Annotated in this window: 17 protein-coding genes and 1 tRNA gene; 13 read left to right on the forward strand and 5 right to left on the reverse strand. The window is 62.5% G+C overall.

Annotation, left to right across the window (positions count from 1 at the left end):
• The first annotated feature begins 644 nt into the window (after positions 1 to 644).
• The 4 genes from QN345_RS07030 to QN345_RS07045 all read left to right on the forward strand — a co-directional run bounded on the left by QN345_RS07030 (position 645) and on the right by QN345_RS07045 (position 4,890).
• On the forward strand, positions 645 to 950 hold the full coding sequence (locus QN345_RS07030; RefSeq protein WP_323508534.1) for a hypothetical protein: 306 nt from the start codon (positions 645 to 647) through the stop codon (positions 948 to 950).
• 224 nt (positions 951 to 1,174) lie between these two features.
• Complete coding sequence (locus QN345_RS07035; protein ID WP_322189218.1) at positions 1,175 to 1,612, forward strand: hypothetical protein; 438 nt, start codon at positions 1,175 to 1,177, stop codon at positions 1,610 to 1,612.
• A 1,959-nt stretch (positions 1,613 to 3,571) separates the two neighbouring features.
• Positions 3,572 to 4,504: a hypothetical protein gene (locus QN345_RS07040; RefSeq protein ID WP_322136732.1), complete on the forward strand. Its 933-nt coding sequence runs from the start codon at positions 3,572 to 3,574 to the stop codon at positions 4,502 to 4,504.
• Between the two features lie 56 nt (positions 4,505 to 4,560).
• Complete coding sequence (locus tag QN345_RS07045; RefSeq protein WP_322136733.1) at positions 4,561 to 4,890, forward strand: hypothetical protein; 330 nt, start codon at positions 4,561 to 4,563, stop codon at positions 4,888 to 4,890.
• 332 nt (positions 4,891 to 5,222) lie between these two features.
• On the opposite strand, the gene QN345_RS07050 is transcribed toward QN345_RS07045, so the two are convergent.
• Positions 5,223 to 5,891, reverse strand: a complete 669-nt coding sequence (locus QN345_RS07050; protein ID WP_134558631.1) for a hypothetical protein — start codon at positions 5,889 to 5,891, stop codon at positions 5,223 to 5,225.
• A gap of 80 nt (positions 5,892 to 5,971) precedes the next feature.
• Between QN345_RS07050 and QN345_RS07055 the strand changes: the two genes are divergently transcribed.
• The 4 genes from QN345_RS07055 to QN345_RS07070 all read left to right on the forward strand — a co-directional run bounded on the left by QN345_RS07055 (position 5,972) and on the right by QN345_RS07070 (position 9,365).
• The gene (locus tag QN345_RS07055) at positions 5,972 to 6,562 is read left to right on the forward strand and encodes an HAD domain-containing protein (protein ID WP_322141104.1); all 591 of its coding nucleotides are present in this window, start codon (positions 5,972 to 5,974) and stop codon (positions 6,560 to 6,562) included.
• Between the two features lie 14 nt (positions 6,563 to 6,576).
• Positions 6,577 to 6,957 carry a hypothetical protein gene (locus QN345_RS07060; RefSeq protein ID WP_322136735.1) on the forward strand — a complete coding sequence of 127 codons (381 nt, stop codon included), beginning with the start codon at positions 6,577 to 6,579 and terminating at the stop codon, positions 6,955 to 6,957.
• A gap of 587 nt (positions 6,958 to 7,544) precedes the next feature.
• Positions 7,545 to 8,786 (forward strand): IS256 family transposase, encoded by a 1,242-nt coding sequence (locus QN345_RS07065; protein ID WP_322136736.1) that lies wholly within the window; start codon positions 7,545 to 7,547, stop codon positions 8,784 to 8,786.
• Between the two features lie 255 nt (positions 8,787 to 9,041).
• Entirely contained in the window at positions 9,042 to 9,365 is a 324-nt protein-coding gene (locus QN345_RS07070; protein WP_166790624.1) for a helix-turn-helix domain-containing protein, read from the forward strand.
• Positions 9,366 to 9,536: 171 nt separating this feature from the next.
• Here the strand turns inward: QN345_RS07070 and QN345_RS07075 are convergent, their stop codons facing one another.
• Together QN345_RS07075 and QN345_RS07080 are read right to left on the reverse strand one after the other, a co-directional pair.
• On the reverse strand, positions 9,537 to 10,775 hold the full coding sequence (locus tag QN345_RS07075) for a type II toxin-antitoxin system HipA family toxin (protein WP_134558627.1): 1,239 nt from the start codon (positions 10,773 to 10,775) through the stop codon (positions 9,537 to 9,539).
• Positions 10,768 to 11,040, reverse strand: a complete 273-nt coding sequence (locus tag QN345_RS07080) for a helix-turn-helix domain-containing protein (protein WP_134558626.1) — start codon at positions 11,038 to 11,040, stop codon at positions 10,768 to 10,770. The genes QN345_RS07075 and QN345_RS07080 overlap by 8 nt, the downstream gene beginning before the upstream one ends.
• Positions 11,041 to 12,300: 1,260 nt before the next feature.
• Between QN345_RS07080 and QN345_RS07085 the strand changes: the two genes are divergently transcribed.
• On the forward strand, positions 12,301 to 12,492 hold the full coding sequence (locus QN345_RS07085; RefSeq protein ID WP_323508535.1) for a hypothetical protein: 192 nt from the start codon (positions 12,301 to 12,303) through the stop codon (positions 12,490 to 12,492).
• A 459-nt stretch (positions 12,493 to 12,951) separates the two neighbouring features.
• On the opposite strand, the gene QN345_RS07090 is transcribed toward QN345_RS07085, so the two are convergent.
• Positions 12,952 to 13,104 carry a hypothetical protein gene (locus QN345_RS07090; RefSeq protein ID WP_241975362.1) on the reverse strand — a complete coding sequence of 51 codons (153 nt, stop codon included), beginning with the start codon at positions 13,102 to 13,104 and terminating at the stop codon, positions 12,952 to 12,954.
• A gap of 131 nt (positions 13,105 to 13,235) precedes the next feature.
• On the opposite strand from QN345_RS07090, the gene QN345_RS07095 reads away from it, so the two are divergent.
• Both QN345_RS07095 and QN345_RS07100 read left to right on the forward strand, forming a co-directional pair.
• Complete coding sequence (locus QN345_RS07095) at positions 13,236 to 13,871, forward strand: helix-turn-helix domain-containing protein (protein ID WP_134559191.1); 636 nt, start codon at positions 13,236 to 13,238, stop codon at positions 13,869 to 13,871.
• A 2-nt stretch (positions 13,872 to 13,873) separates the two neighbouring features.
• Complete coding sequence (locus tag QN345_RS07100; protein ID WP_134559193.1) at positions 13,874 to 14,992, forward strand: tyrosine-type recombinase/integrase; 1,119 nt, start codon at positions 13,874 to 13,876, stop codon at positions 14,990 to 14,992.
• Between the two features lie 52 nt (positions 14,993 to 15,044).
• Here the strand turns inward: QN345_RS07100 and QN345_RS07105 are convergent.
• Positions 15,045 to 15,134, reverse strand: a tRNA-Ser gene (locus QN345_RS07105).
• A gap of 148 nt (positions 15,135 to 15,282) precedes the next feature.
• Here QN345_RS07105 and QN345_RS07110 point away from each other — a divergent pair.
• Complete coding sequence (locus QN345_RS07110) at positions 15,283 to 16,083, forward strand: SGNH/GDSL hydrolase family protein (RefSeq protein WP_241984969.1); 801 nt, start codon at positions 15,283 to 15,285, stop codon at positions 16,081 to 16,083.
• A gap of 120 nt (positions 16,084 to 16,203) precedes the next feature.
• A partial coding sequence (gene radA, locus QN345_RS07115; protein WP_134446306.1) for a DNA repair protein RadA occupies positions 16,204 to 17,570 on the forward strand: 1,367 nt, incomplete at its 3' end.

The raw sequence follows: 17,570 nt of genomic DNA on the forward strand, positions 1-17,570 counted from the left end.
ACGGCACACTAGAACCACACGAGAGTGGCCCTGTTTTCAGTTGGCAGAAGTGGCCCTATTTTCGGTTGGCGTTAACACCCACCTTGTGCCGCCGCCCGGGCTCACGATCGCGTTGTCGATCCGCTGAAGGTTCGCGCTCGCCTGGGTGAAAACCTCGACCCACCTCTGTGAAGTCTCAAACGGATTTCCCAACAGTGAGAGATACCGCCAAATGACGGCGTGCCGGCACTCGGTCACCCCGAAGACGTATTGGAGCACGTTCGCTGAGGACATTCGCAATGCGTGACCGTGGGTTTCCGTGTCCCCTGTGGGGCACGCGTCTGGATGCTCATCCCTCCGAGCGAGGAGCCTTCGCCGTGCGCCACGGCCGACAGTGCCGAGTTCAGCTCGCGCGGACTCTCCAAGCGAGCGGCCGTCATCAGGTCGACGGCGAGCCCGGTATACCGAGGGGCCTGCGGGATCTCCTTGAGGTCCAACGAGCTTCGTTATCTCACTGGCGTGTGTCTCCTGCGCTGGGACGGATTGGCGACTGCCGTCCACGTTGACGTGAACGAATGTGGAACCGACTCCTTCGGGCCCACGCGATCCCCGAAAAGCGCAACGACATCCGGCGCCGGGCGAACTCCCCCGCAGTAGCCACGCCCATGAGGTACCAGGCCCGTCCCCACGCTTCGATGGAGCTCCGCGCGGTGCTCGCCAGTGGCGCGGCGACTGCCTCCTCGTTGCGGAGGAGAATCGCGCCCTTCCGCCTGCTGCACGCCGGTGCCGATCGCGAGCGTGATCGTGGCCCGCGTCGCCCGTGCCTGCTCCGCAAGCTCGGGAGTCAGGTCGTACTGGCGGACCGGACTGTCGTCCATGGGCGGATGCTGGTTCAGACGGTGGGTCACGAGGTACGCGCCGCGACAGAGGCCGAGGAGCGAGTTGGAGACGCCAAGGCGGGAAAGTTCTGAGAGGGGCTCGGTGGGCACGGGGTCACTCTAGCGACCGCGTGCAACGCCTCCGCGCAGGTCCCCCCGGCGAACACGAGTCGGCCCCACCGGGGAGTGAAGCGCGGCCACTGACCCTACGCACGGCGCTCGCGCCGGCCTCTCCCGCGAGCAACCCGCCGCCGGGCTGGTGCTACACGAGTAGCGAGAACCCGATATCTGATGTTTATCTGATATAGCTGACCAGCATGATTACCGCCACATTCACCGACCTGCTCCGTAAGCCCAAGGAAGTCCTGTCCCGCATTGACGAGGGTCAGGTGCGCATCACCCGCCGGGACGGTGACGACCTCGTGATCCTGCGCGGCCGCGACCTCGACGCCCTGGAGAACGGCGTCGCGCTGTCCAGCCGACTGATCCGCGCGATCGGCAGGAACCGCGGCGACGTGCAGGCAGCCCTCTCGGACCTGTTCGCCTGGACGGCAGACTTCACCCCCGCCGAGCTGGCCACATACGCAACCGAGATCGAGCACCTGGTGTACGCCGCGAGCGAGCTGGGCGCGTTCGAGCGGTTGCTGCGAGCACAGCGGGAGTGGCAGGAGACAGCCACCGCGTATGCGATGGGCATGCGCCCCGTTGAGCCCATCGAGCTGCCCGCAGTTTCAGTTCGCGTCGACCGGCCGTAGAAGGAAAGCCGGAGAGTCAGGGATGGGAGGACGAGGGGAAAAGTTGAGCGACGGGACAGGGAGAAGGTGAATCAGAGTGCAGGGGGCGATCAGCCCCCTGCCACCTCAGGGCGTGGAGCCCTGCCACCCACCGTGGGAAGGTGTCAGCTCCAGCGCTCATCCGCTCAGGCTCCACCATTCCGGTGCACGGGTGACGGCGCGAGCGCCCACCTGAGAGTGGCCCCTCCCGCCCTCATCCTGCTGCCGTGCTGATCCTGCGCCCATCAGGTGTCCGGTGGCTGGCCTTGTCCCTTCCGCCGCCGGCACCGAGCAACTCGCCAGATCGCCGGGGGCCCCTGGTGTCCCGGTCGGAGCCATGCTCATTGCTCGCCGCACCCGAGATCCCACCTCACGTTGCTCACGCCTGCCGTCCACCACACGGCCGCCGCCGGATAATCCCAGGACTCCTACTCTGTTCTGCCGGCTCACCATTGGCGGGACCATTCAACGGTGGTCACCTTCCTGGAATGGCGCCTCCCGAACTCGTTCTCGTGTGTCGCCGCTTGGGGTTCCCGCTGCTTGCCCAGCGTTCACTCGTTGTCTTGCGTCTTGACGGGAGGGCACTCGCGTGCGCTTCTCTGCTCTGGTGTTCCTGGTCTTCTGACTGTGCGTTTGCCCTCGCTTGGCCATGCACGTCTGGCTTTTTGACGACGTGTTCGCTTCGCGACCTTTCCGACTTGGATGGGGCCTCCCGAACTGTAGCGAGCACGTCTCCCATCCCAGACCCTCCGGGCCCGCGCACTCACGTTCCCATCTCCGGGCCGCTCCGCGACCCCCGCGCTCCGCGCTCCCACCACGCGTCCCGCCGCACCCGCAGCCACGTTCACCGACCAGGCCACAGTCCAGCACGGAGAACCAGGCGCCCCCGGACGACCATGCGCGCTCCGCGACGCACCCAACCAGGTGACCGCCTCCACAACCCCGCCAAAGTCCGCAAATCCGGCAGACCCGAAAACCGGCCTGAGCCCGGGAGGACCCTCACGCCCCACACCACGACGCCCACGAGCCAGCCACCCCATCAGGGCGAGAAGCTGCCACGTTCTACACACCGGCACCTGCCAGATCAGCTTGACCACCGCAACCGAAGACACATATCTGGCTCCCACGAAACCCACGACGTCGACACCGCCAGGGTCAGTCTTGAACCCAAGAAGGTGACCACCCTGTCCTTCAGCCTCGAGCAGATGCCCGCAGCGCTGCACCAGCTGAAGAAGACTTCGGAGACGAACTACGACAGCGTTGTACCCATGCCCTCCTCGAAAAGGACACCTACCTTCTAGACCCCCCAGCCATCTCGAGAACGCGCCCCGACCTCTCCTGCGCACCACCCTCCCGCTGCTCTACGAAGTAGCTCGCTACAAAGCTCGAGCCAGCGAATGAACCGTCACCTTCTAAGCCTTCAGGTACCCCGCCCGGAAACCGGATGCTGCCTCATCAGCGCGACCTACCGAGCAACCGGTCGAGCAACCGGCCGAGCGAAGCTCACGCCGAAAACGAGAGGACCGAGTCAATCCTCGACGCAAGGCCAGGCTGGTACTGGCCGACAGGCCAGAGCGCATGGGCGCTCCCAGAGCAGGCCTCAGCCAACCTGCGCGACGCTCACGAGACGAGCCGAGCGGATTCGCTTCAAATGAATGAGTGATGGAGCCCTCCCAGCCATCACTCTGGCCACGAAGGCTACGTAGTCTTCCCGCTCTACGACGCACCATTGCAGGCTCTGCCCTGAATTTGCCCTAACGAAACCCGACCGCCTATCGGACAAGTGAATGAACGCACTACCGGCTGTCGACGCTCGTTGAATAGTAGGTCGTTGGCGTAACTGGCCTACGTTTCAAAAAGCGCTGATATCGCCTCGCATTGGTCCACCTGTGCTCACCTCTTCCGCCCTAGCGTGAAGTAGAACCGAAGGAGCAAAAGAGAATGGGTAGATCACCCGCACCGACCCGCATGAGCCGCCCCACCCGAACCGGCGAACGACGCGAGGCTGGCATCGACATCACCGACGGCGACCTCGACCGCGTCCGGATGCTCGCCCGCTGGTACTGCATGACGAGCGTCCAGATCGCGGCGATGGAGAACCCCGTGCGCTCCTGGCATCCGGACGTGGCTCGCGGCAATGAGGATACGGCAGCCGGCTTGCAGGCGTTTCTCGAGGCGAAGGCTGGTAGAGTCTACCGACGCCTTCTCAAAGTTGCAGCGATCAAGAACGGCGTCAGCGATGGACCTTTGGTCGTCCAGACGCCCATTGAGTACCGTCAGAGGGTTTGGTCAGCCACCGCGTTCGGTGCGCGCATCGCGGACACCCCGTGGCGTTCCATCGGACCGGTCTCCTGGTTCAACGCCCACCATGCACTCCTGGCCGCCGACATAGCCATCCAGTTCTCCGGCATCGTCCCACTCCCGCTCCTCTCCCAGCGAGAACTGACCACCGGGCACTTCGCAAACGGTGACGACCTACCCCTCTACTTCAACTCCAAGTACGACGGGAAAGAAGGTCAGGTCTCCAAGGTGCCAGACCTCGCCATCCTCGCCAAAGACGGCCGCAGCTACATCGCAATCGAGATCGAGTGCGACCTGAACCGGGCCCTCGGCACCTACCGCTCCAAGCTCGAAGCCTACGGACGCGACGAGAAGGTCTCCGCCGTCTGGTACGTCTGCGAGAAACCACGTACCGCGAACCGAGTCCTCACCGCCGCAGCTGACTACCCCGGATCCAACGTCCGCGTGATGGGGGTACGCGACCTCGACCTCGGGCTCCGCGAAGCGGACATGCGCTACCTCAACGAAACCGACCGCGACCTTGCCAAAGCCAAAACCGCACTCCTCCGCACCGACGTTCAGAAAGCGATCTAACGAGCAGCACGCCCGAGTTCCTGTGGCAAAACGCCCAGCTTGCTGAAGCTCGCAGCATGTTCTTTGAGGACCTTCCTCCCTTCACGGACGACATCTTGCTGGCAGACATTGACTTGAAAGGGATCGTTCGTCTTGGCTTTGGCCGGAGCAAAATCGTCGACGTCGACTTTGACCGACGCCTCTTCCGCAATCAACAGACGGGACCGACCCTGTGGCCCTTTGATGGAGAGTGGCAAGCCTTCTTCGGCTCGGGAGCCGTGTCACGATTCCAGTTCTTCGAGAAGGAAAACCCTTTCAACAACGGACTCGCCTGGGCTCACTCAACGGAGCGACTCTCTGCCGAAGAAACCATTGAATGCCGCGCTACACAACCCGAAGAACGCTGACCCCCGGAGCAGCGTCGCCCAGGCGCCAATGAAATACCCCACCCCTCCAGCCCCGCAAAGACGACCAGTCGACCGTGGGTAATCGGTGACGCACCGTGGGTAATCGGTGACGCACCGCGGGTAATCGGTGACGCACCGTGGGTATCTAGTGACACTTAAAAGCCTCACCTAAGACCTTCGCCAGCTCGACACTGCCAAAACGCCGCCCAGGCGCCACCAAAACACCCCACTTTCCGCCCACGCTCGATCAGTGGCGCCAGTAAAATCCCCCACCCTCCAAACCCGCAAAGACGACTACTCGACATCTTCGCTTCAGCTAGGACGCAACCTTCTCACAACCATTCGGAAGCTTCGACGATGTCTCTCACGTCGTTGACGCTGCCTCCGTCACGGAGCCATTCAACCGGGGTTTGACGTCCCTCGGCGACGAGTTCTGATTGCGGCGTGGCCATAAATCCCGCGGCGCTCTGCCAGCTCCATCGCGGGGCAATGACTTCGATGATTTCGGTGAGCCCCGGAAGAAGCTTCACGGGGGATCCGACGTTAAATTGCCAGGTGGGAAAGCGGAGCCGACCGGATATCTCGAACGCATACAGGTGCCCGTCTATAACGGCCGCCCGGACTCTTCCCTCATCCCATCCCAGAAATCCTGTCACGCTCTCCAGCGACATGGTTGAGAAAAGGTCCAGCAGCCATCCCTCAGTTCTGCGGAGTTGCCAATCTCCTCTGTCCACGGATGCCGACGGTGCGGCCCACGCCTCAGCGGTGAATGCGCCCGATTCGATCAGAAAACGCACTTCGTTCTCAGTCGGCTCCTCCCGTGATATTGGCTCCATCGCCAGGAGCATGTCCGTGAGGGCCTGCAAGAAGTAGTCGGGATCGACCGCCAATCGAGCCACGGCTTCCGCTAGACGCCTGACAGTATCGCCGGAGACCCGAAGCGCCTCAGCCTCTGAGACGGGTCCGTCAGCGGCATCGTCGGGTACGTGATTGTCAGTCATGGTTCGTATGCTTCCATCACGTGTGAGCTGAGGCAAGGTTGCGATGTAGCGTCGAAGAACCCGCAAGAGAGGACCCCGAGATGCCTGAACCGATTGCGCCGCGACTGTACCTGGATGTGGACGGGTGTGTCTGCCCATTCGGGCGCCCAGACGCAGCTTGGGGTCCGGCCACGACTGCTTCAGTCTTCGTCGACTACGACGACAGGGCCGCGACTTATGAGGTGGTCTGGGCACCTGCTCTGATCGAGGCCCTCGACGGGCTGCGGGCCGAGTTCGCTCTGGAACTGGTCTGGCTGACCACTTGGGTGGAAGTCGATGCCGTCAGGCGACTGCTGGTCCCCAAACTGGGCGGTCTGGCGAATGGTCGGATCCTGCCTCTGCCTCCGGGGCCTCGCAGTTCAGGCGAAGCCCGGGGCTGGTGGAAGGCTCAACGTCTCCTCGAAGATCAAGCCGCCAAGGCGGGGCCGTTCATCTGGACGGACGACAGCGAGGTTGAACTGCACGGCTGGAAAGTGCTCGGTGCCACGGCCGGCACACCCAGCCTGATGATTCCCCCGCACCCCATGGTCGGCCTCCGCCCGGATGACATCCACGCGATGCGAGCCTGGCTAAACGCGCTGAAATCGGGACCAGAAGCGTCAACGATCAGTGGCTTCCAACATGACCGCTGAGTAGAGTTCCGACCATGGACGGAGAAGAAGCGACGCGGCTCCTCGTTGACGCAGTCGGGCCGCTCTACGACCGTGCAGGGCTGCAGGAATGGCTCGACCTCACGGAAGACTCCGTCCTTGGCTTGGCCCGAGACGGGAAACTCCTAACAGTCAGGACCCTCGAGGGTGACTTGCTCTTCCCAAGCTTTCAATTCGGCCCGGATGGCGAATTCCTCCCCAGCTTGGACAGAGTACTGAAAGCCCTGGGCGACACCCTTGACGATTGGAGCATCGCCCTTTGGATCGTCTACAGAGACCCCCAAGACGGCATTAGCAATTTTGAAAGGTTGCGGTCGGGCGACGCCGAGACTGTAGTCCAACGCGCCACACGCCGAGCAGAAATCTTGCGTCACTGAAAAACACAGAGCCGCAGGGATACAGACAGACGTTCGGCCATCTCTCGGCAGGACTAGCCGGCGCAACAACTGGACCATAGCCGCCGGTGCTCGCTCGCGCTGCGGCCTTGCTACCCGTCTTCCTCGATGCCGCGGAAACTACGTGGTTGTTTCGGGTTCGTCTCTCGTTACGTCGATGACCGGAAATCCGGCCCGCCCGAGGGCCTCGGTGACGCTACGCACCGCGGAATCATTGTCCCGTGCCTCCTGCGACGATATGACAAGTCCTCTCCCGTTCTCGGTGCCTAGCGTGCAGTCGGCAAACCCCAGGTCGAAGTGTCGGTCGGAGTCGACGTCAGTCAGCCCTTTCCGATCTCACGCAGGGTCCGGAGTATGCATTTGCCCAGCTCTCGATGCGTGACTTGTCGGACTATGAAGAAAGGCCATCAGAGCGGCGCCATCCTAAATAGCCGGGCTCCACGTCATCGGGGTTGCGTCCAATAGCGTGGTGTAACCCCGGCCCTGATGGGCGTGTTGCACCGACGTGAGGCGGCCACCGCGTGATTCTTGGAAAGACCGATCAAGTCTTTTCCGAAGGAGTACACGCGATGACCGCACCCCATTTTATTGACCCTGCCCGTTTCCTGTCCGAACAACTCGAGCAAGCCTCGCCGGACCTGATGCGGCAGATGCTGACCACGTTCATCAACGCGCTGATGAGCGCCGAGGCCGAAGCCGTCTGCGGCGCCGAATACGGCCAGATCTCCGCCGACCGGACCAACTCCCGCAACGGCTACCGGCACCGTGATTTCGATACCCGCACCGGCACCCTCGACGTCGCGATCCCGAAGCTGCGCACCGGCACCTACTTCCCGGACTGGCTCCTCGAGCGCCGCCGCCGGGCCGAAGCCGCCCTGACCAGCGTCGTGGCGACCTGCTACCTCCTCGGGGTGTCGACCAGACGGATGGAGAAACTCGTCGAGTCCCTCGGCATCACCCGCCTCTCCAAGTCGCAGGTGTCGATCATGGCCAACGACCTCGACGAGCAGGTCGAGCAGTTCCGCACCCGCCCCCTCGACGCCGGCCCCTACACGTTCGTCGCCGCCGATGCCCTGGTGCTGAAGGTCCGCGAGGGCGGCCGTGTCGCCAACGTCCACGCGCTCCTCGCGACGGGCGTGAACAAGGACGGGCACCGCGAGATCCTGGGCTTGCAGGTCACCAGCGCCGAAGACGGCGCCGGCTGGCTCGGCTTCTTCCGCGACCTGACCGCCCGCGGCCTCACCGGTGTGAAACTCGTCACCAGCGACGCGCATGCCGGCCTCGTGGCCGCCATCGGGGCCACCTTGCCCGGTGCGACCTGGCAGCGCTGTCGCACCCACTACGCCGCGAATCTCATGTCCGCGACCCCGAAGTCCAGCTGGCCGTGGGTGAAGACCCTGCTCCACTCCGTCTACGACCAGCCCGACGCGGACGCCGTCCACGCCCAGTTCGACCGAGTCCTGAACGCCCTCGAGGAGAAGCTCCCCGCGGTCGCCACCCACCTTGAGGGAGCCCGGGCGGACGTGCTCGCTTTCACCGGTTTCCCGAAGGAAATCTGGCGTCAGCTCTGGTCCAACAACCCACAGGAACGCCTCAACCGCGAGATCCGCCGCCGCACCGACGTCGTGGGTATCTTCCCCGATCGCGGCTCCCTGATCCGACTCGTCGGCGCGGTCCTGGCCGAACAACACGACGAATGGATCGAAGGCCGCCGCTACCTCGGCCTCGACGTCCTCAGCCGCTCACGCCTCACCCTCATCCCGACCGACAAGGAGGAACCCACAACCGAACTCGGCGCCCTCAGCGCCTAGAAATCCAAGAATCACGCGGAAAACCCGTTACACCACACATTTGGACTTGACCGTCATCGGCGTCAGGAGAGAGAAATCAACCTTGACGCTTAACTCCCGCCCGAACCCTGCAGCTCCGCATATTCTTCATGCCCACCAGGCGCACATCCATTCGGTTCGCTGAGACCCGGCTTGCAGCGAACTCAGCCTCAAACCACAATGTATTGCTGCCAAAGTACTCTTAGCACCAATACATTGCACTTTATGGAGATGGCCATGGCAAGAAAAGCCCGCACTTACTCACCCTGGACCGTTGAAGCCATCACGATCCTTGGGCAGCAAATCACCGCCGAGCGCCGACTAATTCACTGGCGGCAACGCGACATAGCGGAGCGTGCAGGCATCTCCGCGGGGACTCTTATCGCCATTGAGAAAGGTTCCACCGCCACATCGATCGGCACGGTATTCGAGGTTGCGGCCCTGCTCGGCATCCCCCTTGTTGGCGCCACCGAGGAGGGCCCACGAGAGCTAATCAACACTCGCCTGGCCCTGCTCCCCACGAGAATGAGACTGCCCACGGAATACGACGATGATTTCTGACACCGACTTCGAGTGCGCCCGGCGCCCGCCATCAGTGGATAGAGTCACAATGCCGATGTACGCCTCAATCCTCCGGAACGACTACTCCGCCATCGTCGACAGAGTCCCCTCTGCCCGCCGTGAACGGTGACTCTTCTCGGACGATCGTCGCTTGGCTGCGAACAGGACGATCTACCGAGTCTCCCCGGTCGGGCGTCCCTCGAGCAGGTTTCGGGTGAACCTGCGGACATCATCCTGCAGCCCGACATAGGCGTTGTCGACCGGACTCTCCGAATGGGCGAAACTCTCCACGGCTTCAAGCGCTGAGATGATGACCGCGCGCGGTGAACGAATGTTCCACGAGAGACCCTCCGCGATGAGGTCGTCAATGGTGATCGCCGCGTGCAAGTACTTCCGGTTGACGGCCAACGCCATCTTGCCGTCGCTATCGAGGTGAGTTTGGGGCACGACATCGTAGGCCGGTGTAATTTCCGTGCTGCCGTCCCGCATGTGGAGCATGCTGATGTTCTTGCCGTGCATGTCAAGGTTTCCCAGGGCCTGCGAGACGGTCAGCAACCCGAGGAGCTGGTCTACGGAGCGCCGGTCACCATTGCGCCCAAGGACGTGCGCCACTCGCTTGAGCGTCACTTTCCCGCCGAACTCCTGGTACTTCTCATTCTTCGATGCCCCCAGGGCCTGGTTCATGTCTTCCTGATGTATTCGTCCCTGTGGTGCATCCGGTGACCTGTCGTAGCGTTCGATAACGAGGCCGAGAACCCCACCGAAATCTTCTATCCATGCGTCGAATGTGGTCAGGCCAGCAGCTTTGGCCGCGCGGAAGCCGTATTCCTCATCAAACGTGATGCTCGGGTAACGAGCGGACGGCGGCTTGACGATGTGGGTGGACGGGTAGCCCTCAAGCACTTGGAACCACTGATCACCTTTGAGCGCCAGAACGATCTTGTCCTGCACACCGGCCAGCGACGTCCGACCGGACTTCGGTCGGTTTCCCAGCGGGGCAGCCTGCGCGTTGGTGAGCATCTTTCCGACTTCGACCCCGTCGACCAAGGCCACATCTGGCGTACGAGGCTCGCCCGCCGCCTCAGGGTCGTAAATCTGAACAGCCCCGGCGACATCTCGGCCAAATTGAGCCAATAGCGAGATGATGTCGTCGGTAGAGGCCCTGATCTCGGCGGCGAGATTATCCAGCGCAGTTCCCTCGGGAAGTAGCTCTGCGAAAAAGTTGCGGCGGCGTGCGGCTCTGCTGCGGTTGACAACGAGGTCGAAAGGAACAGACTCGGAGAGGATCGTGCTACCAAGCCCAAAGACATCGATGGCGTTCTTGTCCGCGTTGAAATCGAAGGCACGACGATCGGCGCCGACTAGACAACCGACTAGCTCGCCATATATTTCCACCCGCAAGTCAGCCATCAGAGTCGCGCGCAATGTCGTTGCCAAGTGGCGCATCTGGCGAGTCGTCGATCTCCATATACATTCGGACCCCGGTCTCCCGCATTGCCGCGAAGATACGCTCCAAAACGATCGTGCTCTTACCAGATTCCAAAGCCCAGATGTATTTCTGATCGGTCTGGAGCCTTTCGGCAAGATCACGCTGCGTCAGCCCGCTGACCAGGCGGCCTTGCTGCAGCATCCGGCCGAGCGCCTCAATGCTTCTCACTTCACCGCGTGATGCCATAGGTGCCCCTCTTGACGGTCATATCACCTTCATATTACTTGACGGTCTTATCACCGTCAATCGGCACGACGGCTTTATCGTAGTCAAACGCAACTGCGTGAAGACTAACGAAGGCGCCTAGACCGCGCCGCCCTCTCGCGCTGTCGGCGTACTAGAGCGCAAGCATCACGCAGGCCGATGAGTCAACCATCGGACTACAGCCAGGAATGTCCCGCTAACGCGTAGCAACGTGATCTCTCAACACGGGGCAGAGCGCACCGAAGGGACTCCGCGCGGCGCTCGTCAAGCCGTCGTCGACATGCTGTCCCTCGGTATCCCCAAAGCCCACGTCACGCGTCCCGCATCGAGTAGCGCCCAACGACCAAGCGGCCGGCGAAGTTGCCATGGGTCGACAGGCGTGACTCCCGAGAGCCAGACACTCGCCCGCCCCTCCCCATCCTTTTCCATTTCCATTTCCATTTCCCCTTCCAGCATCGAGGGCTCGTGTACGCCTCGTCGAGTTCTCGTCGAACGCTGTTCCACGGAATCCAAAGCATCCACACGCACTGTCTCGACCTTGGGGCGAGGAAGAGCAAAGACCAACAACCAGAACGGCCGGCAAGCTATTCGCAGACCCAGGAGCGGATCTCTCGAAGACCAGGGGTGCGCCCTCCCCTTCCATTTTCCCCTTCCACTGGTCCTTCTCCTTCTCGCATCGAGGGCTCGTGTGGACATCCGCGAGCCCTCAGTGGACCCTCACCGAGTCCTCGTCGAATGCGAACGACAGACCCGCGAGGTCTGCGCTTGTGGGCAGGCTTCACGCGCAAGGAAGGGGCACAAGGGGAGACTGATGAGCAACGCACCTCTGGCAACCGGACAACTCACCCGAGCGGACCTGTGCGTGCGCTAGGCAGCAGCTGCCGCTTCGGCTCCGATCCTCATGCATTGGTCGCACGGAGTCGGATACTCGTTGTGCAATGCACAGAAGCCGGACCGGTCGCCGGCCCGCGGCGGCAGTGGCAGTGTTGCTACCGGGGCGACTTGCGAGGCGGTAGCCATGAGCGCCAACCTGAGATTTCCGCAATCCTTGCACGGAAGGTCTGTTCCATTGGGATGGCGGCTGCAGAATGGTGGGCGAACTCGCCCCGTATGACTCACTGGGCCCATAGCTCGGTTGAGGCTCTCCCGCGTCCCACTCTTCGCTGATGCCGCACTTTCTGCGGCGTTTGGACCCCAGGGTGGGATCGGATGTGCCACCTTCGAAGGACGATCGATCTTCTGGTGAACAAGCCAGTTCACGACCTCGAAGTACGTCTTTCTTCCGGAGTCGTAGGTGCGAATACGACCGGCGTCCACAAGTTCGTCGAGGTCCTCCTCGATCATTTTGCGCGTCACGTTGTCCTCAAAACGCCAGAGGTCGCCCTTCACAACTCGCGCGTCGAAGATATTGCGTCCATTGTCATCAGCAAATAGCCACAGTCCAATCCACGTGAGACGCGCTCGCAAGCTCAGAGCGACCACATCATCGCTCTGGAAAAAGGCCGGCTTAATGGTTCGAATGCGGGCCACTAGGACTCAACCCTTCCGAATCGGGACCGGAAGTGGCCGGTTGGTGTCGCGGCATCCGACCTGGGCCGAACGACTCGACGAGCTGTGAAAGGACTATCGGCGCCGCACTCTAGTGCTGAAAAGGAGACGAAGAACTTGGAAGCCTCCTCGAGGTGGCAACGAGATCGGAGCTGTTCACGCCCCGGATTATCTGCATTGCACATGTCGAAGATCGTGTCCTTAGTGCGCCCTGCAGTCGAGTTCCGCGGCAAAAGGGCCTTCGCGGATTTCTTGGTATTGTTCATGAACCATTCTCCTAGCGGTGGTGATTTGTCGAAGCCGTCACCGAGTTACAGGTCGGTGACGGCACCCTCGTTGCCCTTTTCACGCGTCCTCCAGAGCTGTGCCTCTCCGCGCGCTGACTTCAATCCAGTCGATGACCTCCGACTCGACGTAGATGACCGTCTTGGGAGTTGGCTTGCGGTACCGAGGGCCCTTCCCGGTGAAACGCAACTGGGCAAGGGATCCCTTCGTCATGCCGGGGATAATCTCGCAGACTTGCTGCGGTGAGAGATACCTAGTCAATTCAGCTCCATCTCGCATACACAAAACCGAAGCGTTCTGTGTACGGGCTATACACTACACATAATCCACGATATTGTGTCTACATGTTTGAAACGGTTGAATATGAGCTTGGGAAGCAAATCGCCCACTTCCGAAAACTACTCAAGATGAGCGCCGATGAACTTGCCGAAAAGGCTGGATTCGGACTGACTAGATCGATAGTCGCCAATCTAGAGAATGGTCGAAAAGAGGATGTGACCGTGAGGCAACTCCTTGCGATGGCATTCGTGCTGGAAGTACAGCCAGCTGACTTGATCTTCCCCTTGAAGCAACCGTATAAGCGGATAGAAATCGCGAACGGAGAGAACAATGTCGTGCTCACGCCAATGTGGCTCGCTCGCGATTGGTTCACCGGAACAGGCAGCAGAAAGACGACCAGTTCTCTATTGAACGGTGAACCCATGCTGAACCCGCCGGGATTCGGTTATTCAGAGAACGAGATCATATTGATCGACCTCCGCAAACGAAGCGAACTACTTGAACAACTCGACCGACCAGAGAGCGGTTACCGCTTCGCGCCCCAGCGGAAGGGTTTCACAGTCAACCAGACAGCGAAATTCTTGTATCAGCGTGATCAGGAATCCAACCACGCTAACCTCTATCGGGTCGAGAATCGGCTGCGCGCCGCGGGCGTGAACCTGGAAAATCCGATCGGCCCGTCTCCCGAGACCCCCTTCTAGACATGGGTAGCATCACTCCTTACGAGACCGTAGCCGGCAAGCGCTATCGGGCTCGCTACCGCAAACCCGACCACTCCTCCACTGAGCGGCGCGGCTTCTCAACGAAGAAAGCTGCCGAGCTCTTCTTGGCTTCAATCGAAGTATCCAAGGCCAGAGGCGAGTTTGTGGATGCAACCGCATCTAGGTCAGTCATCGATATCCTCGGAGACGAGTGGTTGAACAATCAATCACACCTAAAACCCTCAAGCTTGCGCCCAATCGAGTCCGCTTGGAGACTGCACGTCCAGCCATTCTGGGGAAAGCGCTCGGTTGGCTCCATCCGTCACAGCGAGGTTCAAGGTTGGGTCACCGAACTATCCAAACGCAAGGGTGCAACGTTGGTGATTCGAGCATTCGGGATTCTCGCGTCGATCTTGGATGTCGCTGTGAAGGATCGCCGCATTAGTTCGAATGCCGCACGCGGGGTGAATCTTCCGAGAAAACCTCACAACAAGCATGTCTATCTTTCCCACCAGCAGGTTCAACTCCTCGCCGACAACGCTGGTCGGCATTCGACTCTGCTCCTATTCCTGTCATACACGGGTCTCCGGTGGGGCGAAGCAACAGCCCTAAGAGTTAGAAGTCTAGACACCACGAGGCGCCGTGCGAACGTCACTGAAAACGCCGTGAGCGTTGGCGGACCGATCATCGTTGGCACGCCGAAGTCGCACGAATTCCGCAGCGTTCCGTACCCTGAGTTTCTAACCGATCTGCTGGCCAAAGCATGCGCGGGAAAGGATCAAGATGAGCTTGTCTTCGGTGCCGGACTCGTCCATGTGCCGCTTCCCGACTCAAGAAGAGGTTGGCGAGTTTCGGCAGTAAGAAAGGCCCAAGCCATTGACGCGACACTTCAGCGAGTCACCGTCCATGATTTGCGCCATACAGCCGCCAGCCTGGCGATCTCCGCCGGCGCAAACGTGAAAGCCGTCCAGAAGATGCTTGGACACGCTTCAGCCGCCATGACGCTGGACACATACGCGGATCTATTCGACGACGATCTTGACGCTGTCGGAATCGCGCTCAATCAGGCAAAGAAGGTTTCAGATGTGGGCAAACCGTGGGCAAACCCCGAATCTCTGTAATGAAAAACCCCCTGCTTCCCAGTGTTTACAAGGGATTCAGGGGGTTTGACTGTGGCGGTACCGGTGGGATTTGAACCCACGGTGGAGTCTCCCCCACACAACTTTTCGAGAGTTGCACCTTCGGCCGCTCGGACACGGTACCGAGGGAGATTGTACGTGAGAAACAGGGGTCTGCGCGAATCAAGCCGATATTCGGGGCTCGCGGGCGGCATCCGCTTCACTGGAAACCGCGACACGCGAACACAGGAAGCAGAAAGCCGGCACCCAGAAACCGGCGGTACGCTCCCCCCGTGTCTAACGTCAAACCGAACCTTCGCGCGCTCCTGGTCGCCCTCGGCGCCGTCACCACAGCTACCGGAATGACCGCTGCCGCCGTCGTTCGGGCGCGCGGATTCCGGGAATGGCGCCAAGGCAACGCCCGGGTACTCAACGAGACCCTCCCCGCGCACGCCCAGTGGTGGCGGGAGCATGGCCGGGAGCCGGGCGAGCTGCTCTACGTGGCCATCGGCGACAGCGCCGCGCAGGGGATCGGGGCAAGCGAACCGCGGCGCAGCTACGTCGGGTTGCTCGCCGATCACATCCGCCTGGCCACCGGTCGCACGGTGCGCGTCGCCAACCTGAGCGTCTCGGGAGCGACCGTCGAGCTTGCCGTTCGCGACCAGCTGCCGCTCCTCTCGGAACTCTCCCCCGACATCGTCACGGTCGCGATCGGTGCGAACAACGTGGCGGTGTGGGATGCTGCGGTGTTCGAATCAGGGATCCGCGCGATCTTCGCTGCGTTACCACCACACGCCCTCGTGGCCGACCTGCCGTGCTTCCACCTGCCGCACAACGAACGGATCGTGGCCGTCGGGAACCGGATACTGCGGACGGTCGCCACCGAGTACGGGCTCACCGTTGTGCCCCTGCACGCGACGACGAAGCGGCCGGGGCTGCGCAGCGTCGCCACCCACGTGGCCAACGACCTGTTCCACCCGAACGACCGCGGCTACCGGGTCTGGGCCGAAGCATTCCTCCCGGCGTTGAGCGAGGACATCGCTCTGCTCGTTCCCGAGGACGCCGAGGAGTTCGCCGACCTGCGCGAGGGGTAGGCGCGCCCGACCGGCCGGGTGGGCGCGCGGACTTCGGCCAGGGCGTGCGCTCGAGCTTCAACCGGCGTGGGCACGCGGCCGATTGCCCGGGTGTCGGTGGCCGAAGCTAGGCTCGCAAGCATGGCCAGACCCGTTTCCTCCTTCCGCTGCACCGAGTGTGGCTGGACCACCCTGAAGTGGGCCGGGCGCTGCGGCGAGTGCCAGCAGTGGGGCACCGTGGTCGACATGACGGAGAAGGCGAGCCTCACCCGCGCCGTCAAGCCTGTCGCCGTGATCGGGTCCGGCATTGCGCGTCCGATCACGCACGTGGACACCACCGCGGTCTCGCACTGGCCGACCGGCATCGGCGAGTTCGACCGGGTGCTCGGCGGCGGCATCGTTCCCGGTTCGGTCATCCTGCTGAGCGGCGAGCCCGGCGTGGGTAAGTCAACGCTGCTGCTCGAGGTCGCCTCGAAGGCAGCGGCAGCCAAGTCCCGGGTGCTCTACGTGAGCGCCGAGGAATCGGTGAGCCAGGTGCGCCTGCGCGCCGAGCGCACCGGGGCCTTGCAGCGCGAGCTGTTCATCGCCGCCGAAACCGACCTCGCGACCATCCTCGGCCAGATCGACGCGGTGCAGCCGAGCCTCGTCATCATCGACTCCGTGCAGACCGTCGCGAGCGGTCTCTCCGACGGGCTTCCCGGCCAGCCGAGCCAGGTGCGCGAGGTCGCATCCACTCTCATCCGGGTCGCCAAGGACCGCAACCTGCCGATCCTCCTGGTCGGGCACGTCACCAAGGACGGGTCGATCGCCGGCCCCCGCCTGCTCGAGCACCTCGTGGACGTCGTCTGCCAGTTCGAGGGCGATCGGCAGACCGCGTTGCGCTTCGTGCGAGCGCTCAAGAACCGTTTCGGGCCGACCGACGAGGTCGGCTGCTTCGAGATGACCGGCGAGGGCATCTCCGAGGTCCCCGATCCGAGCGGCCTGTTCCTCACCCGCGGCGGCGTCCTGGTGCCCGGCACCTGCGTCACGGTCGCCCTCGAGGGACGGAGGGCGATGCCGGTCGAGGTGCAGGCACTCGTCATGCCGAGCTCGGCCCCTAACCCGCGCCGGGTGACCAACGGCGTGGACTCATCGCGTGTCGCCATGATCATCGCCGTGCTCGAGCAGAGGGCTGAGGTGAAGGGCCTCGGGGCGTCGGATGTCTACGTGTCGACCGTAGGCGGCATCCGTCTGACCGAACCCGGCGCCGATCTCGCCATCGCGCTCGCGATCGCCTCCGCGTCGCGGAACAAGCCGATCGGGCATGACGTCGTGGCGTTCGGCGAGATCAGCCTCGCCGGCGAGGTGCGGCCGGTGTCGTCGGCCAAACAGCGTGCGAGTGAGGCGGCTCGGCTCGGGTTCGTGACCCGGATCGACTCCGGTGCCGGGCGGCTCGACTCTGCGATCATCCTCGCGCTGCGGGAGCCTGTCTCGGCACGGGACGCGGAGCTCGACGCGGCGTTCCGGTA

It is taken from the genome of Cryobacterium sp. 10I1 (assembly GCF_035019805.1).
GTDB lineage: Bacteria > Actinomycetota > Actinomycetes > Actinomycetales > Microbacteriaceae > Cryobacterium > Cryobacterium glucosi.